The sequence below is a fragment of the Bacillus sp. PS108 genome (assembly GCF_037963335.1).
GTDB classification, from domain to species: domain Bacteria; phylum Bacillota; class Bacilli; order Bacillales; family Bacillaceae; genus Bacillus; species Bacillus subtilis.
Window position 1 is genome coordinate 3,396,871 of sequence record NZ_CP150155.1, and the last position, 24,581, is coordinate 3,421,451.

Genomic DNA, 24,581 nt, shown 5'->3' on the forward strand with positions numbered 1-24,581 from the left:
TCTTCTCATCGGCCAAAAAATTGGAAGTTGAAGTTTTTTCAAGCAAAAAGCCCGGCATATGCCTGCCGGGCTTCCTGAGTTCAGCGGTCAGAGATGAGAATATATGCTGCCTTTACTGGTCCGTGCACCCCCACAACTAAATCCATTTCAATGTCGGCTGAGTTACTCGGTCCGGTAATGTAGTTGATACATGAAGGAACAGTGACACCGTTCGCAATGTTTTGGCGGATGATATCACTGGCTTGTGTCATTCTCGGTACAATGCTTGATTTCGGCACGATCGCAATATAAGTCGTCGGCAAAAGGCTGACAGAGCGGCCGATGTCTTTTGAGGAGAAGAGGACAACCGTCCCCGACTCAGCCAATGTAATTTCGCTGAATGTAATCCCTACATTGGCTTGCTCCGCTTTTTTGATATTTTCCTCGCCTTTGTCAGCATCCCACTCCCAGACCGGCGTTCCTTCACTCGGCCAGTCCTTGGTGAGCAGGCTTTTCAGTCCGTATTCTTCAAAGCGGGGGTCCTTCGGAATGATGACAGGGCCTCCGGAAAAGCGGCTGACTTGCTCGCGCAGGGCATCATAAAGGCCGGTTGAATCCGTTTCAATCAGCTCTGTATGGATTTTGACACAATGGTTTTTGAGCACTGTGACTAAGTCATCCGCTGAATAACCTTCAAGTGTTTTATATTGCGGCTGATGCGCCCATTCAGGGACTGCCACGCCTCCTGTTCTTCTTTCACGGCCCAGGCTGGATGCGATTCGATTTAAAAAGCTCTCTTGATTCTGAATGGTTCCCTTCGTCATCACTGCTCCTCCTTCGTGCGTTCACTTGTTTCTCTGTCCGCAAACCAGTCTCTGAATCTCGATTTATGCGGTGCCGGGAAGTCACGGATCTGTGTCCAATTTTTAAGCGGGCCGGGCCCTTTCGAAATTTTTTCGTCCTCTGTAAAAGGCGTCATGGCGGCCGGCGCCCATTTTGAGCCCATTTTGTAAAGCGATAAAGAGGATGCGCCAAGTCCGAATGCTTTCATTGCAAGCTTTTCACTGATCGGCGCTCTGCCTTCTTTTTCGACGATATTCTGACGATGCTTGAGTAGCAGCTCATGAAGCGGGATTTTGACCGGGCAGGCTTCTGAACAAGCAGCGCACAGTGAAGATGCGTACGGCAGCTCCTTATAATCGTCATAACCGCCGAGCAACGGTGATAAAACCGCTCCGATCGGCCCCGAGTAGATTGAGCCGTATGAATGTCCGCCGACATGGCGGTACACAGGACAGACATTGATACAGGCTGCACAGCGGATACATTGCAGCACAGACTGGAATTCCGTTCCAAGGATATTGGATCGTCCATTGTCAACGATGACAAGATGAAATTCTTCCGGACCGTCCACTTCACCTTCCAGCTTCGGACCCGTCAAAGCTGTAATATAGCTTGTCAGCCGCTGTCCGACAGCACTTCTTGTCAGCATACTGACTAGCACTTCAAATTCAGAAAATGACGGGACAATCCGCTCCATTCCCATGACGGTAATTTGTGTTTTCGGCAAGGTGCTCACAAGCCGTCCATTTCCTTCATTGGTCACAAGGCTGACGGAACCCGTGTCAGCGATGGCGAAGTTACAGCCGGTAATGCCGATATCCGCTTCCAGAAACTTTTTCCGGAGAATGGCGCGCGCATGCATCACCAGCTCTTCCGGTTTTTCTGTATGTTGATAGTCCAGCCTTTCTTTAAACACATCGCGTATCTGCTCTTTATTTTTATGAAGGGCGGGCGCAACGATATGTGACGGCGGATCGTGATCATCGATCTGCAAAATATACTCGCCGAGATCGGTTTCTACGACTTCACAGCCTTCCTTCTCCAGCACCTCATTCAGATTGATTTCCTCTGTGACCATTGATTTAGATTTCACAATTTTCTTCCCGTTCTTCTTTTGAATGACATCACGAATATAAGAAGACGCCTCTTCCGCTGTTTCCGCGAAATAGACATGTCCGCCTCTTTTCGCCACATTTTCGGCAAGCTGTCCAAGATAGAAATCAAGGTTTTCAAGGACATGCTGCCTGATTTCCTCTGATAATGAGCGCCACTCCTCCCAGTTTCCCAGTTCTTCTGCTGCCTCTAGGCGCCGCGTCCGCAGACGCTCCTGTGCACCCGAAACAGCGCCTCTCATAAATTCATTATCAATCCCCTGTGATACCCGCTCTTTAAAAGCGTCAGTACCGATTTTCATCGCCATGATCCTTTCCCCCTCTGAATCCAGTTTTATCTGCTGTTGAGCACTTCGGCGATGTGCATCACTTTGACATTCTTATCTTTTCGGCCAAGCCGTCCCCCGATATTCATCAAACAGCCGCAGTCAGCACCGATCAGCACCTCTGCTCCCGTTTCCTCCACACATTCGACTTTTTCATCGACCATCTGCTCAGAAATCTGCGCCATCTTGACGGAGAACGTTCCTCCGAATCCGCAGCAGTTATGTTTGCCCGGAAGCTCTGTAAACTGCAGGCCCTTCACATGGCTCAACAGCTTCATCGGCTCCTCCCGAACACCCAGCAGCCTAGTCATATGGCACGACGTATGTAAGGTCGCTTTTGTATGAAGGGTCGCGCCGACATCCTCTACTCCAAGTACGTTCACAATAAAATCTGTCAGTTCATACGTTTTATCCGCCAGCTTTTTCGCTTTATCGGCCCATTTCGGATCATCCTGAAACAGGTGCGGATACTCCCGGAACATCGTTGTGCAGGAACCGGAAGGACTGACAACATATTCGGAATCCTGAAACGTTTCGATCATCCGTTTCATTGCTTTTTTGGCGTCATGTACATAGCCGCTGTTGTAAGCCGGCTGCCCGCAGCAAATCTGCCCTTCCGGAAAATCAACCTCACACCCAAGCCGCTCCAGCAGCTCAACCGTTGCTTTTCCGACATTTGTTTGAAACATATCAACAAGACAAGTGACAAAAAGTGAGACTTTCATGATGAACCCCTCTCTCATCCCCAATATATGATCAGGTCATCTGATGACCTGAGTTAAAATAACTATATGAATATCGTACACTATTCTGACAATGGAAGGAAAGGGTTTTCTAAACATCTCGGCAATAAAAAACGCCTGTTCCACTGGACAGACGTTCATAGCACTACACACTTTTTAATGACCATACAAGCACTTTCTGTATCTTTTAAATGTTTTTACAAATGAATAAAAGAAGCTAAGAGCGCTAAGGAGAACAATCCAGCCCGCTCCCCCTCTCATCAGTGCAAAAGGTGTTTCAAACAAAAAGGCTCCGATAAAAGCTGCTCCCGTCTTATCCCACAGGCCCGGCGTATAATACAAACTCTGGGGACGGATAAATAAATCAGTAGTCAAACCATTGGTAGTAAAGAGGATCAGGATGAAGGATAAGAATATAAAAGAAAGTGCAAAGTACGATTGCAATAGGCGTTTATATCTTCCGGCTCTGGATTCTGTATCCGAAAAAATATCGTCTGATGCACTGGCTTTCTCTTTTCTAAAATAATGCAGGCCTTGTGAACTGAAAAGATGCTTCCATCCGCTGTCTTCAAAGAGAGTTCGATAATCAGTAAAATCTCCCGGATGTTTAAAGGTGCGATAGTCTATTTTGACGGTAGAATTGTCAGTCGATGTTTCATCTGAAAAACAATAGGATAAAAAAACTTTCCCTTTTAATTCGCACCCCTTATCTGCCATCTTATTCAGCCATTGTTCCTCACTGTCTATGTCCATAAAATATCTGTATTTATTCATATGGTCTCCCCCTTTTTATTTACTTCCTGCCTCGTTATGTCAACCAGCCGCTCCATTCTCTCCATATCCTTCCACAACACATTTCTTCCGAGTTCAGTGATGATATATGTTTTTCTGCGGCGATCTTCACTTGGATAAGGCTCTATCAATTGATGCTTCAATAAGTTTTCGATTGCGCCATAAAGAGTTCCAGGCGCCATTTTAACTCTTCCGCCGCTAAGCTCTTCAATATTTTTCATAATGATGTAGCCGTGAGCAGGATGTAACAAAGATAAAAGAACATAATAAACAGTCTCAGTCAGCGGCAAATGCTTATTTTCATTCATATAACAGCCTCCAATATTCAGTATAACTGTATAATCCCATCATATACAGTTATACTGAATATTTCAACCATAAATGACCAGCTAAACACAAAAAACCCTGGCTATAAATAACCAGGTTTCCATTAAATCCAGCCCTTTTCCTCAGCAATGCTGGCGGCTTCTGTCCGATTTTTCGCATTAAGCTTTTGGATGATTTCTGAGATATAGTTTCGAACTGTGCCTTGAGATAAATAGAGCTCCAGCGTAATGTCTTTTGTTGTCTTGCCTAAAGCCGCAAGCCTCAGAATTTCTTGCTCTCTAACGGTTAGCGGATTTTCGTCTCGCATCATATTAAACGTCAGCTCGGGGCTGAAGACACGTTTTCCCTTTACACATTTTCGAATGGCATCGGCCAGATCGTCAATTTCGCCGTCTTTCAGCAGATAGCCATGTGCACCGGCTTTTACGGCACGTTCAAAATATCCGGGTCGGGCAAAGGTGGTTAAAATAATGACCTTGCTGACGCAGCCTTTTTTCATTAATTCCTCTGCCACATCCAGCCCGCTTCGAACCGGCATTTCAATGTCCATAATGCATACATCCGGCTCCAGCTTCAAAATAGCATGTAGCGCCTCTTCCCCGTTCAATGCTTGTCCGATGACTGTCATATCCTCTTCTAAATCAAGCAAGGATCCCAAAGCGCCTAAAAGCATGCGCTGGTCCTCAGCAATAAACAGACGAATCATTCTTTTCGTCCTCCAATCATTCTGCTTTTTTAATAAGCGGAATCGTCAGTGCCACAACCGTTCCGTTATGATCTGAAACCGTTAATCCCCCTTCAATGAGCATGAGCCGTTCTTCCATTCCCCACAGGCCATTCCCAAACATTTTCTCCTTCGCCGCTCCCTTTCCGTCATCCCGTATTACGATCTTCATTTTGTCAGCAAACTGAGAAATGGTAATGGCACAGTGGGTTGCTTTGCTGTGCTTGATAATGTTAGTCACGGCTTCCCGCATACACATACTGATAATATTTTGAGTGACGGGAGATATCACTGAAAAGTCGTCGGCTCCTTCGTATTGAAAGGTAATGTTCCCCGCTCTTAATATGTGCTGAATGTTTACGAGCTCCTCTGTTATCGTGACCGTTCTCATATCAGAAACCAGCTCTCGAACTTGCTTGAGTGCGGAGCGTGAACTGGTTTCCATTTCTTTTGCCTCAAGCTTGGTCCGTTCTGGATCAGATGCAGCCAGCCGCTGAATGAGCTGGCTTTTTAATGTAAGCAGCGACAGGGTGTGGCCAAGAGTATCGTGAAGATCACGGGCGATTCGAACACGCTCCTCTCTTTTAGAGAGTTCTTTTATCTGTTCGTTGGCTTGTGCAAGCTTATTTTCAAGCTCAATTCTCCGAAACATAGAACGAATGCCGAATGGAGAAATGAGCATAATGACGAGAAACGGGAGAACAGAAAAAAGCTCCCGGAGCGAGACCGAATTCGCGATAAATTGGTATAGGCATGGAAAAAGCAGTATAAAGATTAAAGCGCAGAACGCACGGTTAAAATTCGTTTTCTCTTTGAAATAGCCAACAAAGTTTGCCGGGAAAAAACCTAAGTATATATAGGTGATATTGTAAAACACACTATACATCAAAATAACCGCCATTTGCACGATAAGCCAATATGTAAACGAAGCTTTGCCCACGCTGCAGAATAACTGGCGATATGCCGCTACAAAAAGGAGCAGCATGCCATATCCGATCCCCTGTTTGACACCTGATTCTTTTAATAAAGAGAGGAACGGCATAATCGTATACACCAGAAAGATATAAGGGAAAAACCCGAATTCCTTCGGGAAAATAGATATTGCCTTTTTCATGTATTACACCGCTTCTTGTTTTCTTCTTATGTATTTAGATAGTAGCATGAAGAGCATCATATAAGCGATTAATATCAGAATATTTTTCCAAGTCGGACTCCCACCCTGGACAAGTTCCCACGCTCCGCTCCCGAAATGATAAGACGGAAGCCACTGGCCAATGCTCTGCATCATGTCAGGCATGACCTCAAACGGCATCCACATCCCTCCGCCTAAAGCCAGCAGCATATAAAGCACATTACTGATTCCGGCCGCTGTTTCTACTTTTCTCATGAGGCCGATTAGTGTACCTAATGCTAAAAAAGGCAATGCGCCAAACAAAATCCACAGTCCGCTCATCAACCATTCAAACGGTGACAAGGCAATATCATTGATGATTGCGCCGAACAGAAATATGACGGTAATTGATAAAACGTGAATGACACTTTGGCCGATCATCTGAGCTGATAAATAGATATGATCCGGAAGAGGCGTAAGGCGGATAAAGGCGGCCCAGCCTTGTGACCGTTCTTGTACCATTCGGATGCCAAGCGTCATGATAGAGGAACCCATCACGCTGAAGACTGTCATCGACATCAGGTAATGGGCTTCCCATGCACGTTGATCAGGGACGTTGGTATTCACTACATTTGTAAAGAAATAATAAAAGGCAATCGGCATGATCAGAGACCAAAGCACAAAGTACTTGTTCCTAAGCACCCTTTTCATTTCAGCGATGCTTTGCTTTTGCAGCATGTTCACTCACATCGCCTCCCTGTTGCCGTCAGCCAGCTGGCGAAATGCCTCATCGAGCGTCGCTTGCTCAATTTGAATATCCCGGGCTGGGATGTTTTCTTGAAAGATCAGCGCCAACACTTTGTCTGTATTTGATGTCTGGATGATGGTTCTCTCATGCTCGTGGATCACTCTCTCGACTTCCGGGTGACAAGACAGCCTTTCCAATGATTCACTTGAATGAAGCGTAAAGGAAACAGACTGTTTTTGAATTCTTGAGCGGATTTGCATTGGTGAGCCGTCTGCAACAAGCTGTCCTTCAGTAAAAAATAGGATTCGCTGTGCGGCATCATCTGCTTCCTGTAAATAATGAGTTGAAAAAATAATCGTTTTTCCTTGGTCCGACAGTCCGTGAATGGTCTGCCAGAATCGGTGTCTTGATGAAGTGTCCATGCCGACTGTCGGTTCATCAAGTATAAGCAGCTCCGGGTTCCCGGCAAGAGCCAAAGCAAAGCTCAAACGGCGTTTTTGTCCGCCGGATAATTTTTCTGCTCTTGTTTTCAAATCTTCTTTGGTGAGTGCTGTTAACGAAACGAGTTCTTTCATGGACAATGGATTCGGATAATAGCTCCGGAAGAGTTCAAGGATTTCATCCACCTTAAGGCCCGGCATGACACTTACTTCCTGAAGCATTACACCTATTTTTTCACGAACCTGTTGATCATCGGGAACCCGGTTAAATAGTTTGATTTCTCCCTCACTCGGTTTCAGCAATCCTAATATCATCGAGACGACGGTCGTCTTCCCTGCCCCATTTGGCCCGAGAATGGCTGCAATTTCTCCTTTTTCAATACTGAAGCTGATGTGGTTTACAGCGGTTTTTCGCTGGAAATGTTTTGTCACGTTGCTTACTGTTACTGCTTCTTTCATCACATGAGCACCTCCTGATCGTTTACATTGATTGTAAAATGACGGAGAAGACGATGTTAGTATGGGGTGTCATGATGATGGAGTGACAAATGTCATTTTTTTCTCACCCCGGTGTCTAGGCAATCCTCCTCCTGCATCTTCCAATTCATCCATCTTTTCTATCTCCCATGTCCTCTTTCTTTTAAACTGCTGTGACATTCATAGAAAGATACACTCTTCAAACCATCCGAGTGTTATGATAGAAATATTGAACTTTATATTACTTTCCGGCTGAAAGGAGCCAATCATGAACGAAGCGATTTTGTCTAGAAATCATGTGAAGGTGAAAGGCAGCGGCAAAGCATCTATCATGTTCGCACCTGGTTTTGGATGCGATCAAAGCGTGTGGAATGCCGTGGCACCTGCCTTTGAAGAAGATCATCGGGTGATTTTATTTGATTACGTCGGTTCGGGACATTCAGATTTGCGCGCATATGACCTGAATCGTTACCAGACACTTGACGGCTATGCCCAGGATGTTCTTGATGTTTGTGAAGCTTTAGATCTGAAGGAAACCGTGTTTGTGGGTCACTCCGTCGGGGCCTTGATTGGGATGCTTGCATCCATCCGCCGCCCGGAGCTTTTTTCCCACCTGGTGATGGTGGGGCCTTCTCCTTGCTATTTGAATGATCCGCCTGAGTATTACGGAGGATTTGAAGAGGAGCAGCTCCTTGGCTTGCTGGAGATGATGGAGAAAAATTATATCGGCTGGGCGACTGTATTTGCGGCAACCGTTCTGAATCAGCCAGATCGGCCTGAAATTAAGGAAGAGCTTGAAAGCCGTTTTTGTTCTACTGATCCTGTCATTGCCCGCCAATTCGCGAAAGCGGCGTTTTTTTCTGATCACCGAGAGGATCTTTCGAAGGTAACGGTTCCCTCTCTTATTCTCCAATGTGCAGATGATATCATCGCACCTGCAACAGTAGGTAAGTATATGCATCAGCATCTGCCTTATAGCAGTCTGAAACAAATGGAGGCTCGCGGACATTGCCCTCATATGAGCCATCCAGATGAGACGATACAGCTGATCGGCGATTATTTAAAAGCACACGTGTGATATAGGAACGAAAGGGATAGAGGTGACCCTCTTAGATGGACAAACAATTGAATGATGCACCATGCGGTTTCCTCGCTTTGTCAGAAGAGGGGTCGATCATAGCTGCCAACCGCACCCTTATCAAGATTCTGGATTATGAACCGGAGCAGGTTATCGGCCAGCACATGAATATGATGTTGACCATTCCCGCACAGCTTTTCTGCCAGCTTTATTTTTTTCCGCTTTTGAAATTGGAGCATCACATCGAAGAAATATACATTTCCTTGAAAGCAAGAGATGGAGAAGAAATTCCCGTCCTTATCAATGCTATTGCGAGACACGATAGCGAGGCTTCTGTCTTTGATTGTGTTCTTATTCCAATGCGAAAGCGAAATGAATATGAAAATGAGCTGCTGATAGCCAGAAATGAGGCTCAGGAAGCTTTGCTTGCCAAACAGAAAGCCAATGCGGAGTTAGAAATTGCCTTGGAAACGCTGAAAGCAAAGCAAGAAGAACTTCTTGAGATCAACAAACAAAATCAACAATTTAAATTAAACACCAAAAGAGAGCTTGAACTCGCCAGAAAGATCCAGAAAAACTCGTTGACTGAACCGATTGTAAACGATCAGGTTCAGATTGACTCTTATTACAACGCATCGAGTGAATTGTCAGGTGATCTTTACGGATATTATCAAATCGATGAACACCGTTACGGCATTATTATCCTTGATGTGATGGGGCACGGAATTTCATCTGCATTGATTACGATGTCTCTTCATCCTTTGTTCCAGCGCCAGATCACGCAAGGTCTCAGCCCCGTTAAAGTTATGAAGGAATTGGACCGGCACCTTCACAGCTTGTTTCAAAATGATGAGGAAGCAAGACATTATTGCACTGCTATTTATCTCGAGATTGATATAGCACGGCAAAGAATTGATTATGTCAACGCAGGACATTCGCCGGCACTTTGGCAGGACGATAGCGGAACTCAACATCTGCTTCACGCGACTTCGCCTCCGATCGGAATGTTTGAAGACTTAGTATTTCAGTCAAGCAGCCTTTCATACACGGAGGGCGGAAGATTGCTTCTGTATACAGATGGCGTGATGGATCCTACGGCTTCATGTTATTTATATGATTTACTAAAGGATCATCCTGCTTCGCCGATCGCTGACCTGAAGGAGAACATCCTTACATCACTGCAGCATCAAAAGGAAGCTCATCATAAGAGTGATGACGAATGTTTTATATTAGTTGATGTAAAATAAAATGATCCATGAGACATAACAATGATTTGTTACATCTCATGGATTTTTTGTTTCAGCGTTTCTTTGGAATATGTCCTGACTCCGCATATTGAAACACCTGCAAGGAAGGCAGCGGGTGTCCATTAAAATCAAATAAAGCTTGATTATCTACAGCACTTCCCCCATACCACTTCCCGGCGTCTTCAGGGTCGTATTCAGCAGCGTAGCTGGAAGCCCACCCTGACCCGTATGTTTCCCATAACACTTTGTTTTTCTCTATCTGTGTTTTCGGCCCGACTGGAATCCACGCCGGCTCCCAGTAGAAAACACCAAGTCCTGCTTTGCCCGTATTCGCCACTGCCTCCATTACATCTCTTACTGCAGTTGCCTGGCCTTGAACAGAAATTGGATATGGCAGCGTCTGCCCGCTTTTTGGTGCTGTATTTCCATGCCCATCGCCATCCTCGGCGGTATAGGTGTACGATGTCTCCGCCACCATGACTTTTTTGCCGTACGTGTTGGCAACAGCCTTCAGCACGGAGGTCAAATTTTGTAATGTGCCATGCCAGAAAGGATAATAGGAGCTCGCAAACACATCATAATCCACTTTGTTTTTGCTGAGTGTTTCCGCAATAAATGAATACCTTCCAGCCGTTTCAGGATTGGTAAAATGCAGGGCGACCAAAATATTTGAATTTGTCTCCCTGACCGCTCGGCTTCCTTCATTAAATAATTGGCACATCTTCGTCCAATCAGTCTCACCGGCAAATCCTCCTGTTGTTTCATTTCCGACCTGAACCATGCCGATGTCAACGCCTTCCTTGATCATCTTTTGCAGGCTTTGTTTCGTATACTCATAGAGCTTTGCTTTTTTTGCTTCAAAGCTGAGATTCACCCAGGCTTTGGGCACCTTTTGTTTCGCTGGATCGGCCCAGAAATCAGAGTAGTGAAAGTCGGCCAGCACCTTCATTCCGTTCGCTGTCGCTCTTTTTCCGATTTCGATGGCTTTTTGAACATCATTGTTTCCCCCGCCATACCCATTGCCATTTGAATCATACGGGTGATTCCAGATGCGGACGCGAACATAGTTGACCCCAGCCTGTTTTAAGGTTGTAAAGATGTCCTGGCGTTTTCCGCTTGTATTGTAAAAGGTGACACCGCTGTTTTCCAAAGCAATAACGCTGGACACATCTGCCCCTTTGATAAAATCCTTGTTCATCCCCTCTACTTTTTTAACAAAAAGATCCTCTGCCCGAAGCTTTGACACGTGCTTCTCCTTCTCAATGGCAGCGGCATATCCTGTTGAACTACATGCACTCCACACGATGGCAGCCGCAAAGAACATTTTCACTTTGCTTTTCATGATTTCATCCCCCCAAGACTTAGTAAGCGGTTTCATTCTATAGAAAAAAGAATCCGCCCATATCGAGCGGAGCATCAGCCTAATGTGTGTTTACGACAATTCTCACTTCATACTTTTCCATCGTCAGGTCGCCTGACAATATGTCTCCTGTCATTATGTCCTTCACACTCTGATCAAACGTGACCAGCTGTTTTTCTTCCGTGAAATTCATGATAAAAATATAATCATTGTCCTGATCCTGCCTCGCTTGTACGGAGACGCCTTTTCCGTGCCGAACCGGAAAAACTGGAGAAAGAGACAGGTCTTTGATCAGACCCTCATAGAAATCACGCTGAAATTGATCCTCCAAACGCGCGCCGATAAAATACGCCTTGCCTTGCTGATACTCATGGCTTGTGACCGCTGGCGTGCGCGCATAAAAATCTTCTTGATACACCGCTTCCACTGAAGCAGTCTTTACATCAATCACGGTTGCATAATCCTTCATTTCATATATTTGGCTGCGGTAGCTGACAGCGTTTCGATCCTTCGGATACAGGGTGTCCGTTTCAAGAGGCTCAACTCCAAATATAGCTTGAAGATCCGGATGCCATCCGCCTGTGTATGTTAAGTCATGCTCATTCACAATCCCGCTGATATACGTCATGACTAAGGTGCCGCCGTCAGCCGTAAACGCTTTTAAACGGGAAATGGTGTCCTCGCTGATTAAATACAGCATCGGGACGATCAGCAGTTTATATGGTGAAAAGTCTTGTTCTTTCGTGATGACGTCGACAGGGATATCGTGTTCCCAGAATGTGCGGTAATGCTGCTGAAGCGTTTGCGGATAACGTTTTGTCACCTTCGCAAACCCCTGAGCATCCTCGAGCGCCCAATGATTTTCCCAGTCATATAAAATCGCGGTTTGAGCCGGCCTCTTTGTTCCGACAACTTCCGACAGCCGTTCCAATGTCTCGCCTACCTTGGCCACTTCTTGAAAGACGCGGTTCTTCGGGCTATTGTCATGATCCACAACCGCTCCGTGTAATTTTTCTGATGACCCGCGTGATTTGCGGTATTGGAAATAGAGAACGCTGTCCGAGCCGTGGGCTATCATTTGCATAGATGACAGCAGATTCATGCCCGGGCGCTTCGCCTTGTTGACGTTATGCCAATTGACCGCGCTTGGCGTACACTCCATTAATAAGAAAGGCTGCTGCTTCAAGCTTCGGTACAGGTCGTTGATAAAACCGACCTTCATCGCCAAATCAGCTGTGCTTTCCCAGTCATTGTGCCAGACAGGATAAGCGTCCCAGCTGATGACATCGACATGCTTTGCAAATTTGCTGTAGTCGAGGCCCTGATACGGGATCAAATCCGCTGTGTCAGCCATAAAATTCGTTGTGATAGGGATATCAGGCGTCAATTCTTTCAGCGGAATGATTTCATTTTTATAAAACGAAATCGTTTGATCGGTGACGAACCGGCGCCAATCTAAATTCAGGCCATGCAAGCCATTTTCACCGATCGGCGAAGGGCTTTCAATTTGTGACCAGTCATTGAACGTATGGCTCCAAAAAGAAGTCCACCACGCATGGTTCAATGTCTTGAGGCTGTTGTCATATTTCGATTTCAGCCACTCCCGGAAAGCATGCTGGCATAGATCACAGTGGCAATCTCCCCCGTATTCGTTTGAAATGTGCCACATTAACAGCGCCGGGTGATGTCCGTATCGTTCTGCTAATAAGCGGTTGATGTGCCGTGTTTTTTCTCGGTAGACTTTAGATGTGAGGCAGTGGTTGTGCCTTCCGCCGTGCAACTGTTTGACGCGGGAGGCATTGACGCGCAAAACTTCCGGATAGGTTTGCGACAGCCAGGCCGGACGGGCTCCGCTCGGCGTTGCTAATATGACCCGGCCGCCTATACTGTGAATCCGCTCAAAAATATCATCCAGCCATTCAAATTGATATATGCCCTCCTCCGGCTCAAGTGCGCTCCATGCAAAAATGCCGACAGAAAACGTATTCGTATGAGAAAGCTTCATCAGTTTGATATCGTCAGCTAAAATATCGGGCCGATCCAGCCACTGATCGGGGTTGTAGTCTCCCCCATGGAGCATAAATTTCGCTTCTGTTACGTGCGTTTTTTCAAGCTTTGACATCACATTCTCCTCCTTGTTCTCTTAGCCCTTCGTTCCGCCTGCGGTTAATCCGGATACAAAATTCTTTTGCAGCATGATAAAGATAACGGCAACCGGTATGCTGATAAGCAGGGCTCCGGCCGCAAATGTCGTATAGCTGGCCCCCATGACATCATTCACTAAATTGAATAGACCGACGGGCAATGTATATGATTCAGGCGTTCTCAATATGGTTGAGGACAGCACAAAATCTCCGAGCGGACCGGTAAAGCCGTTCATGGCCACGACTGCCGCCATCGGTTTTGATAATGGCAGAATGATCTGGAAGAAGATTCTGGTGCTGCTGGCTCCGTCAATCTTGGCGCTTTCGTCTAAATCCATCGGAATGGAATCCATGTACCCTTTCATCAAATACGTATTCATCGGGATCAGGCCGCCGATATAAAGCAAGATTAGCAGCCAGTGGCTATTGATCATTCCCAAGATTTGCGCCAGCACAAACAAGGCAATTAAAGCTGAAAACTGAGGAATCATCTGCAGCAATAAAAAGAGCGTTAAAGCGTATTTCCTGCCTTTGAAGCGAAAGCGCGAAAACGCATAGGCTGTAAACGTCACACAGAGCAAAGACCCTGCCATTGTAAACAGGCTGATCTTCATTGAGTTGACATACCACTGCACATATTGAAGGCTTTCTTTGCCCGCAAATAATTCCTTGTAATGGTCGAATGTTGGATGCTTCGGAATGATGGATGTACTGATTAAGCTGTTGCCAGGATTAAAGCTTGCGCCTGCCGTCCAAAGGAGAGGATAAACAATGATGACCGCCATAAAGGCTAGCAACAAGTAAGAGAAAAGGAGACGGATATATTTTCTGACCTTCATATCTGCCAGCATGCCTTATGCCTCCTCTTTAAAAGACTTTGTCTGTCTGAACTGCCACAATGCGATGGAGATAACAAATACAGATAATAAAATGGTTAAAGCCGCAGCAAGTGAATATTGGCTTGACTGCATTGTCAATTTATAAATCCATGAAACGAGGATATCTGTCCCGCCAGCTGTTGATCCGGTTACAGCCGGACCTCCGCCATTGAATAGATAGATAATATTAAAGTTATTAAAGTTAAACGTAAACTGGGTAATGATAATCGGAGCCATTGCAATGAACACCATCGGAAGCGTGATGTATCTCAGCTTTGAAAAGACAGAAGCGCCATCAATCGTAGCTGCTTCATACAGATCGTCCGGGATGGATTGCAATACGCCTGTTGAGACGAGAAAGATGTACGGAAATCCGAGCCAGCCCTGCATGAGAATCAACGCAAGCCTCGACCAATTGGCATCTGTCATCCACGGAAGCGGATCTATCCCGAAGAAAGCCAAGATGTCGTGATTCATCGCACCGAAGCTATCATTAAACAGTCCCGCAAAAATTAAAATCGTCACAAAACCGGGAACGGCCCATGGCAAAATCAGAATCGTCCGAAAAAAACGTTTAAACCGAAGGTCTTTCTGGTTAACAATGATCGCGAGAAAAATCCCCAAGCTGACTTGCAGTGTGGATGCAGCAAGTGTCCAAACCACCGTCCAAGCCAGTACATCAAAAAAAGTCGACCTCCAAATATCAACTGTGAAAATATTTGCGAACGTTTGAAAACCGACCCAATCAATTAATTTTGCAGGAGGAGAATGATACAAATCATAGTTTGTAAACGCTAATGCAAAGCTGAATAAGATAGGAAAGATCACGGCGAAAATTAAAATAAACAAAGAGGGGCCGCTGACGACATAAGGATAGCCCTCAGAAATGATATGTTGGTATTGTTCCTTTAAGGAACTTAATGGCTTATTTTCATCACGCTGTTTTCCGCTTTGGAACGCATCGCGAAGATTCACATAATACACCGCAAGGCCAAAGCAGGTCACGATGACAGCGATAATTCCTTCCGCCAGCAGAAAAACGGAATTATCCCGCGGCACTTCTGTTCCCAGTGTAAAGATTCCCCAAAACCCCATATTGAGCAGATCTCCAAAGACCGCAAAAAACGATGCGCCTAAAAAAAGAAAGACAATACCTTTTATCCATTGCTTGTTATAAAATTGCCCGAGCCCCGGGATGATAGAAAGCAACAAAGCGACTTGACGATGCTGCACCGTTTTCACCTCTCTTACAATACAAATCTAGCTTCCTCTTTATTTTCCGCTGTGCTTTGCCTTAATTTGTCCTTTGGCGGTTTCAGCGGCTTGATCCAATGCTTGTTTCGGATCCGCCTTCCCTGTTGCAACCGTCTGTAATGCTGAATCAGCCGGCGTCCATATTTCATTCATTTCCGGAATATTTGGTGTTGGCTCTGAGAAACGGGATTGTTCAGTAACTGCCCGTGCCGCCTCGCTTTTCATAATAGCCGGGTCATTGGCTAGGGATTTCACAGCAGGAACTTCTTTCGTCTCTTCATATCGTGTTTTAGAATTTTTTTCATTTGCCAGGAAAACGGCTAATTCTTGCGCCAGCTCTGCATTCTTTGAAAATGCACTGACGTTGTAGCTTTTGACGCCGATAAAGGAGCTCATGTTTTTCCCATTTTCCAGCTTCGGCAGTTTCGTAATGCCATAATTGATTCCTGCTTTCGAAAAGGCTTCTACATTCCATGGACCAGAAATAATTGCGGCGGCTTTTCCTTCTGTGAACAGCGATTCCAATACGTTAATCCCTTGTTCTCCAATAATGCCAGCCGGGAACAGGCCATCTTTGTAAAACTTCTGAATCAGCGCCGCACCTTTGACAGCTCCTTCATTATTGATTCCAATGTCTGACGGGTTATAGCTCCCATCTTTGGCCTTTCCAAAAATGTATCCGCCATATCCGCTCATCACACTTTCTGCATAATAAATTTGATCGAATAGGGCTAAAAAGCCAAATTTGCTGCCGTCAGCAGTCTTTTTGGAATAGTCGTACCACTCTTCCAGCGTTTTGGGCAATTCCTTTTCTGTGATGAGATCTTTGTTGTAAAAAAGCACAGTCGTTTCGACCGCTTTTGGCAGTCCATAAAGCTTTTGATCTACCATTTGAGACTGAATGGAAGCGTCAGTATAAAGTGATTGAACGTCTTTTTTGACATGTAATTCCTTGAGTAATCCTTCCGTGACAGCGGTTCCGATTTGGTCCCCTGGCATTGTTAACACGTCAGGGCCTGTGCCGGCCGGTCCATCCATTCGCAAATCTTCAATCTGCTTGGCATACGGTTTTTCAACGACTTTGACCTTCACATCATGCTCTTTTTCAAATGCAGCCACAGCGTCTTTAATGCCGTTGCTCTTTTCTTTATCCTCCCATACAACAAGCTCTGACCCTTTTGAACTCGATTTGGCGCTGCTGCTTTCCTTTGGGCCGCAAGCCGCCAAGGATAAACTGACAGCTGCGCAGAGCATGAATACGGAACACTTTTTTGCCATTTTCATTGATTGTCACCCTTTCGGTAGGAATGAAAGCGCTTTAAAGATAATATAGCACGCCTGAGAAAATGTGTAAACAAACTATTTACCTCATAGAGTAAATTTTTTTACTTAAATAAAAAATGACTTAGTGTCCTAAGTCATTCTTAATTCATACTCTTCCTGACGATTAATTCCGCGCCCACATATAATGTTTTTACCGTTCTTCTCTTGTCCTGCACTTGTTCAAGCAGTAATTGAACAGCATTTTTACATAATTCATGTATATCAATATGAAACGTCGTCAGAGGAGGCGAGACATACTTCGCGAAGCTGATGTTGTTGATACTCACAATGCTTACCCTGTTTGGTATGGCAATTCCTTTTTCGTTCAGGGCTTGCAGACAGCCCACTGCAATCGGGTCCGCTGCAATCATAAAAGCAGTCGGAAGCTGATCGCCTAATGTGTCGATCGCTGCTGACATCAGGCGGTAGCCGTTTTCTACAGAGAATCCGCGATGACAGAAAATATAGCGCTCGTCCAGCATGGCTTTTTCCCTCATATAGGATCTGAAGGTTTGTTCACGGATGTCCATTTCATCCTGATTGGTATTCGGATTTTTGTATGTGCCGCCGATAAAACCGATGCTCTTATGCCCCTTCTCAGTCAGGATGTTTACCGTCTTCCTTGTCATTTGTGCTAAGTCAGGCCTTACCGAGTCAAAATGATCGGGATCAGGAGTTGAATCGATAAACACGCCGTTTTCAGTGAGATTTCTAAGGAAAGCCAGCTCTTCATCTGAAAATGTGCCGACGGCAATAAACCCTTCCGTATGTTCAGGAATGCTCTCGATTCCATCCGCTATTTTATAAGTGGTCATATCGACATTGAATGCTTTCGCCAGTTTCTCTACTTCTAATCTCATCGTTTTAAAATAGACATCTTCTAATTCTTCTTTATCTGTCAGCCAATATAAAAACGCAATATGTTTCACCAGCGGCCTTACTGTTTTTTTGCGGTAATTGAGCTTTTCCGCCGCTTCATAGATTTTCTCCCGTGTTTCATCAGGAACAGAAAGGCTTTCATCGTTATTTAAAACGCGGGAAACGGTTGAGATTGAAAATCCCGCTTCCTGCGCGATATCTTTAATTGTCGCCATTGCATCTGCCTCCATTATTCAGCTCGCATTGTTTTAGTAAAATATTTTACTTTCTTTTTCGCAAATGTCAAGTGCACAAAGCCCTCTGGCTGCCTCATGTAAAAAGACTGAACCATTTGCGGCTCAGTCTCAGTTGTTCGTGCCATTCGGAACCGGCGGAATTGCCCGGGAAATGAGTTGGTTATTGCACATTTTCCTCGAAATATCCCGAAAGCACATCTTCCACATTCGTCAAATGCGCCAGCATGGCGGCTTCCGCCTCTGCACCGTTCCCGGCAGCCACAGCATTGTAAATCCGTTCGTGCTCCTCATACAGCCGCTGAACGGAGGTCTTCTTGGAAAACAGCCAGATTTTCCTCGTTTCCCTCATTGTTTCCAGCAGCAATGATGACACGTGATTCATCAAGTGTTTAAGAAGTTCATTTTGAGAAGCGGTCGCAAGCGCAAGATGAAATGCAAAGTCTGCTTTCTCTCCCAGCTCCCCGTCCGCTTCAATGCTGCCCATTTCCTTCAGTGCATCCTGAATTCTTTCGAGATCTGCTTCTGTCCTTTTTTCAGCCGCTAGTGAAGCCACGCCGATTTCAAGCAGTTTTCTGACCTCGAGCAGCTGCTTGACGTCCTCTTTTTTCATCAGAAGGGCGGCTGAGAGCGGCTGAGAAATTTGATTGAGCTCAAATTCCTTCAGGTACGTGCCTTCTCCCTGTTTCATTTCGACAAGCCCCATCGCTTTTAACGCAGAAAGTGCTTCGCGAACCGCTGAACGGCTGACTTGAAAGCTCTCAGCAAGCGCCTGAACAGAGTCCAGTTTATCCCCCGGCTTCAATTCGCCGTTTTTGATCATATCTAATAGGGCATCCGCTACTTCTTCATATATTTTTTGTGTTTTAATCTGTTTATATTTCAATGCAATTCACCCCGTAACTTGTAGGTCTGGCTGTTTACGATCTATTATACTCTGTTTTGTGGGCCGCCAAAAGATTTTGACTATTTTGTCAAAAAGTCTTGTACTTTGATTTTTTTCAAAATATAATGCTAGGTAACTGGTCTTATTACCCAGTCATCAGATGACCATATCATCTATAGAAACCGCTTACATATGGCGCCAGTTTATGTTTCAAGGAGGGGTTTGGGATGCAATGGACACAGGCATATACGCCTATAGGGGGAAATTTGCTATTATCAGCGCTTGCCGCACTTGTACCGATTATTTTCTTTTTTTGGGCACTCGCGATTAAACGGATGAAGGGGTATACAGCTGGCTTGGCCACATTGGGGATCGCCCTTGTCATGGCTGTATTGGTTTATCGGATGCCTGCGGAAAAAGCGCTGATGTCCGCGACACAAGGAGCCGTATACGGAATGTTGCCGATCGGCTGGATCATTGTGACGTCTGTTTTTTTGTATAAAATCACTGTGAAAACGGGACAGTTTGATATCATTCGCAGCTCTGTTCTCTCGATTACTGATGACCGACGGCTTCAAGCTCTCTTGATCGCTTTTTCATTCGGGGCTTTTTTAGAAGGGGCAGCAGGCTTCGGAGCGCCGGTCGCCATTTCTGCCGCGCTGCTGGTCGGTCTCGGCTTTAATCCCCTTTATGCTGCGGGGATCTGTTTGATCGCCAATACGGCGCCGGTTGCCTTTGGGGCGATTGGGATTCCAATTACAGCCGTAGAAGGGCCGACAGGGATTCCGGCGATGGAGATTTCGCAAATGGTCGGGCGGCAGCTGCCGTTTTTATCCGTATTTATTCCTCTTTATTTAATCATCATCATGAGCGGTTTCAGGAAAGCCTTGGAGGTCTGGCCGGCGATTCTCGTATCCGGTGTTTCCTTTGCCGTTGTTCAATATCTCAGTTCCAATTTTTTAGGGCCTGAGCTGCCCGATGTTTTGTCAGCTCTTGTTTCAATGGCTGCACTTGCTGTGTTTTTGAAATGGTGGAAGCCGAAAACAACATTCCGGTTTGCCGGTGAACAAGAGTCGGCCGCCTCAATTGAAACGGCGCGCACAAATCCGGCGGCGCCTGCATACAGCGGCGGACAGATTTTTAAGGCTTGGTCGCCATTTCTGCTGCTGACGGCGATGATTTCCGTATGGGGCATTCCATCTGTCAAATCCGCGCTGACCGGGCATTATGAAGGCTCTGCGGTGTTCTTAAAGTGGCTGAATGCTTTTGGAGAAAAACTGACTTTTTCCCCAGGTGTGCCTTTTTTGAACAATCAGATTGTCAATGCTGACGGTACACCGATTGAAGCGGTTTACAAGTTGGAGGTGCTTGGTTCGGCCGGCACCGCGATATTGATTGCCGCAGTGCTGTCAAAGTTCATCACGGCGATTTCGTGGAAAGACTGGGGAACCGTTTTTAAAGAAACAGTCCAAGAATTGAAGCTTCCGATTTTGACCATTGCTTCTGTCGTTGGTTTTGCCTATGTCACCAACTCCTCGGGAATGAGCACGACACTCGGGATGACACTCGCGCTGACAGGTTCGATGTTTACCTTTTTTTCGCCCGTCCTCGGCTGGCTCGGCGTCTTCATTACCGGCTCGGATACTTCCGCCAACCTGCTGTTCGGCAACCTGCAGAAAGTCACCGCGTTATCGGTCGGTATGGACCCTGTTCTGTCTGTCGCCGCCAACTCTTCAGGCGGTGTCACAGGAAAAATGATTTCGCCGCAGTCGATAGCGGTGGCGTGCGCCGCCGTAGGACTCGCTGGAAAGGAGTCAGATCTTTTCCGCTTTACCATTAAACACAGTCTGTTTTTGCTGCTGCTCGTCTGTATCATCACCTTTTTGCAGCATCACGTATTCAGCTGGATGACTCCTTAAAAAAATCCTCCCGTCTAGGGAGGATTTTATTTATATCGCTTTCTCGCTGCCGATGACGGAATATTCATTTGATCGCGATATTTTGCCACGGTGCGTCTCGAGATTTGGATGCCGTGTTGTTCATACAGCAAATCGACAAGCTTTTGATCTGAAAGCGGTTTTGTTTTGTCCTCTTGATTGATCAGGTCTTCCAGATGCATTTTGACTGCATAATTCGACGCATCTCCCTCTCCTGAAGCCTCGGCTTTTGCTGAGAAAAAGAGTTTCATCTCAAACAGCCCGTAAGGCGTTTGTATTGTTTTCCCTTTAATGGCCCGGCTCACAGTTGATTCATGAAGGCTTAGACAGTCCGCCACCTCTCTGAGAGTCAGCGGCTTCATTGCGCTTCGCCCTTTCAGAAAGAAATCCTTTTGGCGTGTGATCAGTTCATTGATAATTCTCGTGATTGTCTGTTTTCGCTGCCGCAGCGCGCGGCTCAGCCAGCGCCACTCCTGATATTTCGCAGATAAATAGGAGACAGTATCCTGACAGGAGCCGGATGATAAAAGCGTTCTGTACTGCGGATGCAGATCGATCTCGGGAAACGAGCGGGTATTCAGTTCCGCTGCAATGTGCCCGTTTTTTACGGTGATAAAAATGTCAGGCTCAATATACACATCTTGCTCTGGCCGGGCAAACAGAAGGCCAGGTCTAGGATGAAGAGCCGCGATATCATCTGAGATATCTTGAATGGTATGGAGCGGAATTCCCGTCTCTACTGAAAGCGCTTTCCATTTTTTTTGCGCAAAAGCATCAAAATGAGCTGAAATCAGCATTTCCGCTTGTTCATTTCTGTTCGGCAGCCGCTGTAATTGAAGAAGGATGCATTCCTGCAAAGATCTCGCACCGATTCCAGCCGGTTCTAATGACTGGAGTTTTGCCAAAACAGCCTCCGCTTCCTTAGCCGATACAGATAGGCGCCGTGCTGCCTCCTCCACATCTTCTTCCAAGTACCCGTTTGAATCAAGCGAATGAATCAGATAATTAAAAATCTTTTTTTCAGTGTTGGTCAGATTCATATCGAGTGACTGCTGTTTTAACGCATCCTGCAATGTTTTTTGCGGATCACTTAATTGAAGGCCCGCTTCCTGTGCATTCATCCTGTTTTTGTTTGTTTTATGGTAAGATAGTGGCGGTGTGTCTGTTTCCTTTCGTTCAATAAGAGGGTTTTCCAGTGAGAGCTCATCAATGTACTCGGCGAGTTCTGCCGAATGATAGCCAAGCAGCGTGATGGCCTGCCTGAGCTCCTGTGTCAGTTGAGGCTTTAATACTTGTACTTGCTGAAGTTTCATATCCATCTTGCTCACTCCCCTTTCTTCATTGTACATGATTGAGATCACACCGTATACATTTATGAAAAAGGAGCTGCCAAAGAAATGTCTGAACTTTTTTCCGTCCCTTATTTTATTGAGAATTTAAAACAGCATATTGAAATGAATCAGTCTGAGGATAAAATCCACGCGATGAACAGCTACTACCGTTCCGTCGTCTCAACGCTCGTGCAAGACCAGCTGACCAAAAACGCGGTCGTCTTAAAGCGGATTCAGCATTTAGATGAAGCATACAACAAAGTCAAACGTGGAGAATCAAAATAAACCTTCCGCTCACATGTGAGCAGGAAGGTTTTCCTTCTTTGAGGCGTTCTGGATGAGCCGGGTGCTCGGCACTCCTTCCATCCAGGTATGAAAGTAATTGGCGTTTTTCCCATAGGAATTATCAATGACCGTGTTTTCTTTTTGAAGAAGAGAGGACAAGATGTGTCCGTGCAGCCTTGACGTTTCCACCGATTCGTAACGGCTGAAAAACCGAATGGCTTTTTGGACGATATAATCCGAGTATTTTCCCCATATATACGCAATGGGCAAAGGGTTGCCTGCTTTTTTATTCAGGACGTTCAGCGTTTGCAGAAAAGCAATCGTCCGGCGGTCTGAAGCTGACAGCACCGTGCGCCAGTCGTAGCTTTCCGCTTCTGTGTGTTCCTGAAGCGCCTGGTTTGCTTCATGATCTGTTCGGATAAATCTCAGCTTTTGATTGGACGGCTGCTGCGTGGGAATGACGGGAAACAGCTGATGAGCCATATCAGGCAGAAGCTGAATGTGATTTTTTGAAAAATAAGCCTGTGCCGTAGCATAGGAGGCTTTTTCCCTTGTCATGATGTGAAGGTTCGCATGCTTAGAAAATATCTCTGCCGTCCGTTTGAGGTTGTCTTTGTTTTGAAAATAAATCGATTGCGGCAGGATCACAATTTTGTGGTTCGGATAGGTTTGGACGATTTTCTCTCTAAAGCCTTGATAATACGGATACAGATCCCCGAAGTTTCCGCCTCCCTGGCAGACGATGATGAGATTAGGATCCAGCTTTCGCCCGACTGGAAAATTGTCAGGATTCCAGCGTTTTCTGACCCGAATCCCGTGTTCTTTAAAGAAGGCTTCTGTTCCTTTCATAATAAATAAATCCCCTACATTCCCATATAGAGGATAGTCAGCATATATAATCTCTGATTGTTTCGGAATGACGTCGAGCAGCCCGGACAGTTTCTGTTTCAGGCTGATCATCGAATGCTTGCTGTCCATTTCTTCACCTCGGCAGTTTGGAATAAGTGCAGTAGCACTTCAATGACCCGGTCTTGCTCATCTTCTGTCATATTGGACCCCGATGGGAGACAGATTCCTCGCTTGAACAAATCTTCGCATACGCTTCCTGTATCTTCATGAGAATAAAATAAAGCCGGATCGAACAGCGGCTGGGTATGGAGCGGCTTCCACAGCGGACGGGCTTCAATGTTTTCTTCAGCAAGACGTTGAACTACGTCATATGGGCTGAGCCCGTTATCAAGTGTGAGCGTGGTGAGCCAGCGATTGGATACGCCTGCTGCGTACTCCGGCATAAAGCGGACGCCGTCTATGTGACCGAGCGCATTTTTGTATCTCGTGAAAATGGTCCTTCTTTTCTCCACTCGCTCTTCCAGCACATCAAGCTGGGCAATGCCGACGCCGGCTAAGATATTGCTCAGCCTGTAATTATGTCCAATTTGACTGTGTTGATAATGAACAGCCGGCTCTCGTGCCTGCGAAGCGAGAAATCTTGCTTTTTCCATTGCTGCTTCATCATTTGAAACGAGCATCCCTCCCCCTGATGTGGTAATGATTTTGTTCCCGTTAAATGAAAAAATGCCGAAGCGCCCGAAAGTTCCGCTTTGCTTCCCTTTATAGACTGTTCCGAGAGATTCGGCTGCGTCCTCAATGACAGGAACTCCGTATGCATCACACAGGCTTACGATTTCATCCATTTTCGCACTCTGCCCATATAGATTGACGGCAATCACCGCTTTTGGCAGTGTTCCGTTTCTTTTCGCTTCCTCCAATGCTCTTTCAAGGGCTGTCGGCGACATATTCCACGTATCAGGCTCAGAATCAATAAAGACGGGCACCGCTTTTTCATATAGAATCGGATTGGCGGTTGCTACAAATGTGAAGGACTGGCAAAACACGCTGTCACCTTCTTTTACCTCAAGTAAACGCAGCGCGAGATGAATCGCCGCCGTTCCTGAGCTGACCGCAGCAGCTGCTTTTACACCGACTCGTTCTGCCAGCTGTTCTTCAAATGAATTCACGAGCGGCCCAAGCGGCGCAATCCAGTTTGAGCGAAAGGCTTCTGAAATATAGTGCTGCTCCCTGCCGCTCATATGAGGGGGAGATAAGTAGATTTTTTTATGCATA

At 45.9% G+C, this 24,581-nt stretch carries 23 protein-coding genes; 4 read left to right on the forward strand and 19 right to left on the reverse strand.

Annotation, left to right across the window (positions count from 1 at the left end; all coding sequences use genetic code 11):
* Positions 1-80: 80 nt before the first annotated feature.
* The 9 genes from lutC to NSQ16_RS17730 all read right to left on the reverse strand — a co-directional run bounded on the left by lutC (position 81) and on the right by NSQ16_RS17730 (position 7,607).
* Positions 81-803: a lactate utilization protein LutC gene (lutC, locus tag NSQ16_RS17690; protein WP_029725947.1), complete on the reverse strand. Its 723-nt coding sequence runs from the start codon at positions 801-803 to the stop codon at positions 81-83.
* Complete coding sequence (gene lutB, locus NSQ16_RS17695; protein WP_014480926.1) at positions 803-2,242, reverse strand: lactate utilization iron-sulfur protein LutB; 1,440 nt, start codon at positions 2,240-2,242, stop codon at positions 803-805. Before lutB ends, lutC begins: the two co-directional genes overlap by 1 nt.
* Positions 2,243-2,268: 26 nt before the next feature.
* Entirely contained in the window at positions 2,269-2,985 is a 717-nt protein-coding gene (gene lutA, locus NSQ16_RS17700; protein ID WP_119899768.1) for a lactate utilization iron-sulfur protein LutA, read from the reverse strand.
* Positions 2,986-3,159: 174 nt separating this feature from the next.
* A complete protein-coding gene (locus NSQ16_RS17705; protein WP_257437086.1) occupies positions 3,160-3,777 on the reverse strand; it encodes a DUF2812 domain-containing protein in 618 nt (205 codons plus the stop codon).
* The gene (locus NSQ16_RS17710; protein WP_327836484.1) at positions 3,774-4,103 is read right to left on the reverse strand and encodes a PadR family transcriptional regulator; all 330 of its coding nucleotides are present in this window, start codon (positions 4,101-4,103) and stop codon (positions 3,774-3,776) included. Before NSQ16_RS17710 ends, NSQ16_RS17705 begins: the two co-directional genes overlap by 4 nt.
* Before the next feature lie 122 nt (positions 4,104-4,225).
* On the reverse strand, positions 4,226-4,828 hold the full coding sequence (gene yvfU, locus NSQ16_RS17715) for a two-component system response regulator YvfU (protein WP_015251201.1): 603 nt from the start codon (positions 4,826-4,828) through the stop codon (positions 4,226-4,228).
* Between the two features lie 16 nt (positions 4,829-4,844).
* On the reverse strand, positions 4,845-5,960 hold the full coding sequence (gene yvfT / locus NSQ16_RS17720) for a two-component system sensor histidine kinase YvfT (protein WP_327836483.1): 1,116 nt from the start codon (positions 5,958-5,960) through the stop codon (positions 4,845-4,847).
* 3 nt (positions 5,961-5,963) lie between these two features.
* On the reverse strand, positions 5,964-6,701 hold the full coding sequence (locus NSQ16_RS17725) for an ABC transporter permease (protein ID WP_327836482.1): 738 nt from the start codon (positions 6,699-6,701) through the stop codon (positions 5,964-5,966).
* Positions 6,702-7,607 (reverse strand): ABC transporter ATP-binding protein, encoded by a 906-nt coding sequence (locus tag NSQ16_RS17730; protein ID WP_327836481.1) that lies wholly within the window; start codon positions 7,605-7,607, stop codon positions 6,702-6,704.
* A 283-nt stretch (positions 7,608-7,890) separates the two neighbouring features.
* On the opposite strand from NSQ16_RS17730, the gene rsbQ reads away from it, so the two are divergent.
* On the forward strand, positions 7,891-8,700 hold the full coding sequence (gene rsbQ, locus NSQ16_RS17735; protein WP_003228292.1) for a sigma factor SigB/phosphatase RsbP regulator RsbQ: 810 nt from the start codon (positions 7,891-7,893) through the stop codon (positions 8,698-8,700).
* Positions 8,701-8,735: 35 nt separating this feature from the next.
* Positions 8,736-9,947, forward strand: coding sequence for a phosphoserine phosphatase RsbP (gene rsbP, locus NSQ16_RS17740; protein ID WP_327836479.1), 1,212 nt, complete (start codon positions 8,736-8,738; stop codon positions 9,945-9,947).
* A gap of 52 nt (positions 9,948-9,999) precedes the next feature.
* Here the strand turns inward: rsbP and ganB are convergent, their stop codons facing one another.
* From ganB to lutR, 7 genes are all read right to left on the reverse strand, one after another.
* Positions 10,000-11,289, reverse strand: coding sequence for an arabinogalactan endo-beta-1,4-galactanase (gene ganB / locus NSQ16_RS17745; RefSeq protein ID WP_185183970.1), 1,290 nt, complete (start codon positions 11,287-11,289; stop codon positions 10,000-10,002).
* Between the two features lie 79 nt (positions 11,290-11,368).
* A complete protein-coding gene (ganA, locus tag NSQ16_RS17750; protein WP_327836475.1) occupies positions 11,369-13,432 on the reverse strand; it encodes a beta-galactosidase GanA in 2,064 nt (687 codons plus the stop codon).
* 18 nt (positions 13,433-13,450) lie between these two features.
* Positions 13,451-14,302 carry an arabinogalactan oligomer ABC transporter permease GanQ gene (gene ganQ / locus NSQ16_RS17755; protein ID WP_014478026.1) on the reverse strand — a complete coding sequence of 284 codons (852 nt, stop codon included), beginning with the start codon at positions 14,300-14,302 and terminating at the stop codon, positions 13,451-13,453.
* Positions 14,303-14,305: 3 nt separating this feature from the next.
* Positions 14,306-15,562, reverse strand: a complete 1,257-nt coding sequence (ganP, locus tag NSQ16_RS17760; protein ID WP_029946017.1) for an arabinogalactan oligomer ABC transporter permease GanP — start codon at positions 15,560-15,562, stop codon at positions 14,306-14,308.
* 39 nt (positions 15,563-15,601) lie between these two features.
* Positions 15,602-16,867 (reverse strand): arabinogalactan oligomer ABC transporter substrate-binding protein GanS, encoded by a 1,266-nt coding sequence (ganS, locus tag NSQ16_RS17765; protein ID WP_110109487.1) that lies wholly within the window; start codon positions 16,865-16,867, stop codon positions 15,602-15,604.
* Between the two features lie 140 nt (positions 16,868-17,007).
* On the reverse strand, positions 17,008-18,000 hold the full coding sequence (gene ganR, locus NSQ16_RS17770) for a galactan degradation operon transcriptional regulator GanR (protein WP_003244199.1): 993 nt from the start codon (positions 17,998-18,000) through the stop codon (positions 17,008-17,010).
* Between the two features lie 181 nt (positions 18,001-18,181).
* The gene (gene lutR, locus NSQ16_RS17775) at positions 18,182-18,904 is read right to left on the reverse strand and encodes an L-lactate utilization/bacilysin biosynthesis transcriptional regulator LutR (RefSeq protein WP_327836471.1); all 723 of its coding nucleotides are present in this window, start codon (positions 18,902-18,904) and stop codon (positions 18,182-18,184) included.
* Between the two features lie 227 nt (positions 18,905-19,131).
* Here lutR and lutP point away from each other — a divergent pair, with 227 nt between their 5' ends.
* Positions 19,132-20,823: an L-lactate permease LutP gene (gene lutP / locus NSQ16_RS17780; RefSeq protein ID WP_327836469.1), complete on the forward strand. Its 1,692-nt coding sequence runs from the start codon at positions 19,132-19,134 to the stop codon at positions 20,821-20,823.
* A gap of 26 nt (positions 20,824-20,849) precedes the next feature.
* Here lutP and rpoN read toward each other — a convergent pair whose 3' ends face one another.
* Complete coding sequence (gene rpoN / locus NSQ16_RS17785) at positions 20,850-22,160, reverse strand: RNA polymerase factor sigma-54 (RefSeq protein ID WP_160221988.1); 1,311 nt, start codon at positions 22,158-22,160, stop codon at positions 20,850-20,852.
* Between the two features lie 78 nt (positions 22,161-22,238).
* On the opposite strand from rpoN, the gene yvfG reads away from it, so the two are divergent.
* Positions 22,239-22,457: a protein YvfG gene (yvfG, locus tag NSQ16_RS17790; RefSeq protein ID WP_003219905.1), complete on the forward strand. Its 219-nt coding sequence runs from the start codon at positions 22,239-22,241 to the stop codon at positions 22,455-22,457.
* Between the two features lie 9 nt (positions 22,458-22,466).
* Here the strand turns inward: yvfG and NSQ16_RS17795 are convergent, their stop codons facing one another.
* A complete protein-coding gene (locus NSQ16_RS17795; RefSeq protein WP_327836467.1) occupies positions 22,467-23,435 on the reverse strand; it encodes a polysaccharide pyruvyl transferase family protein in 969 nt (322 codons plus the stop codon).
* Positions 23,414-24,580 (reverse strand): aminotransferase class I/II-fold pyridoxal phosphate-dependent enzyme, encoded by a 1,167-nt coding sequence (locus NSQ16_RS17800; protein WP_015714743.1) that lies wholly within the window; start codon positions 24,578-24,580, stop codon positions 23,414-23,416. The genes NSQ16_RS17795 and NSQ16_RS17800 overlap by 22 nt, the downstream gene beginning before the upstream one ends.
* Position 24,581 lies beyond the last annotated feature (1 nt).

What these genes read in the sequence shown, in the direction of transcription:
- lutC (WP_029725947.1), bottom strand. Translation starts at nt 803, where the DNA reads ATGACGAAGGGAACCATTCAGAATCAAGAGAGCTTTTTAAATCGAATC.
- lutB (WP_014480926.1), bottom strand. Translation starts at nt 2,242, where the DNA reads ATGGCGATGAAAATCGGTACTGACGCTTTTAAAGAGCGGGTATCACAG.
- lutA (WP_119899768.1), bottom strand. Translation starts at nt 2,985, where the DNA reads ATGAAAGTCTCACTTTTTGTCACTTGTCTTGTTGATATGTTTCAAACA.
- NSQ16_RS17705 (WP_257437086.1), bottom strand. Translation starts at nt 3,777, where the DNA reads ATGAATAAATACAGATATTTTATGGACATAGACAGTGAGGAACAATGG.
- NSQ16_RS17710 (WP_327836484.1), bottom strand. Translation starts at nt 4,103, where the DNA reads ATGAATGAAAATAAGCATTTGCCGCTGACTGAGACTGTTTATTATGTT.
- yvfU (WP_015251201.1), bottom strand. Translation starts at nt 4,828, where the DNA reads ATGATTCGTCTGTTTATTGCTGAGGACCAGCGCATGCTTTTAGGCGCT.
- yvfT (WP_327836483.1), bottom strand. Translation starts at nt 5,960, where the DNA reads ATGAAAAAGGCAATATCTATTTTCCCGAAGGAATTCGGGTTTTTCCCT.
- rsbQ (WP_003228292.1), top strand. Translation starts at nt 7,891, where the DNA reads ATGAACGAAGCGATTTTGTCTAGAAATCATGTGAAGGTGAAAGGCAGC.
- rsbP (WP_327836479.1), top strand. Translation starts at nt 8,736, where the DNA reads ATGGACAAACAATTGAATGATGCACCATGCGGTTTCCTCGCTTTGTCA.
- ganB (WP_185183970.1), bottom strand. Translation starts at nt 11,289, where the DNA reads ATGAAAAGCAAAGTGAAAATGTTCTTTGCGGCTGCCATCGTGTGGAGT.
- ganQ (WP_014478026.1), bottom strand. Translation starts at nt 14,302, where the DNA reads ATGCTGGCAGATATGAAGGTCAGAAAATATATCCGTCTCCTTTTCTCT.
- ganS (WP_110109487.1), bottom strand. Translation starts at nt 16,867, where the DNA reads ATGAAAATGGCAAAAAAGTGTTCCGTATTCATGCTCTGCGCAGCTGTC.
- ganR (WP_003244199.1), bottom strand. Translation starts at nt 18,000, where the DNA reads ATGGCGACAATTAAAGATATCGCGCAGGAAGCGGGATTTTCAATCTCA.
- lutP (WP_327836469.1), top strand. Translation starts at nt 19,132, where the DNA reads ATGCAATGGACACAGGCATATACGCCTATAGGGGGAAATTTGCTATTA.
- rpoN (WP_160221988.1), bottom strand. Translation starts at nt 22,160, where the DNA reads ATGGATATGAAACTTCAGCAAGTACAAGTATTAAAGCCTCAACTGACA.
- yvfG (WP_003219905.1), top strand. Translation starts at nt 22,239, where the DNA reads ATGTCTGAACTTTTTTCCGTCCCTTATTTTATTGAGAATTTAAAACAG.
- NSQ16_RS17795 (WP_327836467.1), bottom strand. Translation starts at nt 23,435, where the DNA reads ATGGACAGCAAGCATTCGATGATCAGCCTGAAACAGAAACTGTCCGGG.
- NSQ16_RS17800 (WP_015714743.1), bottom strand. Translation starts at nt 24,580, where the DNA reads ATGCATAAAAAAATCTACTTATCTCCCCCTCATATGAGCGGCAGGGAG.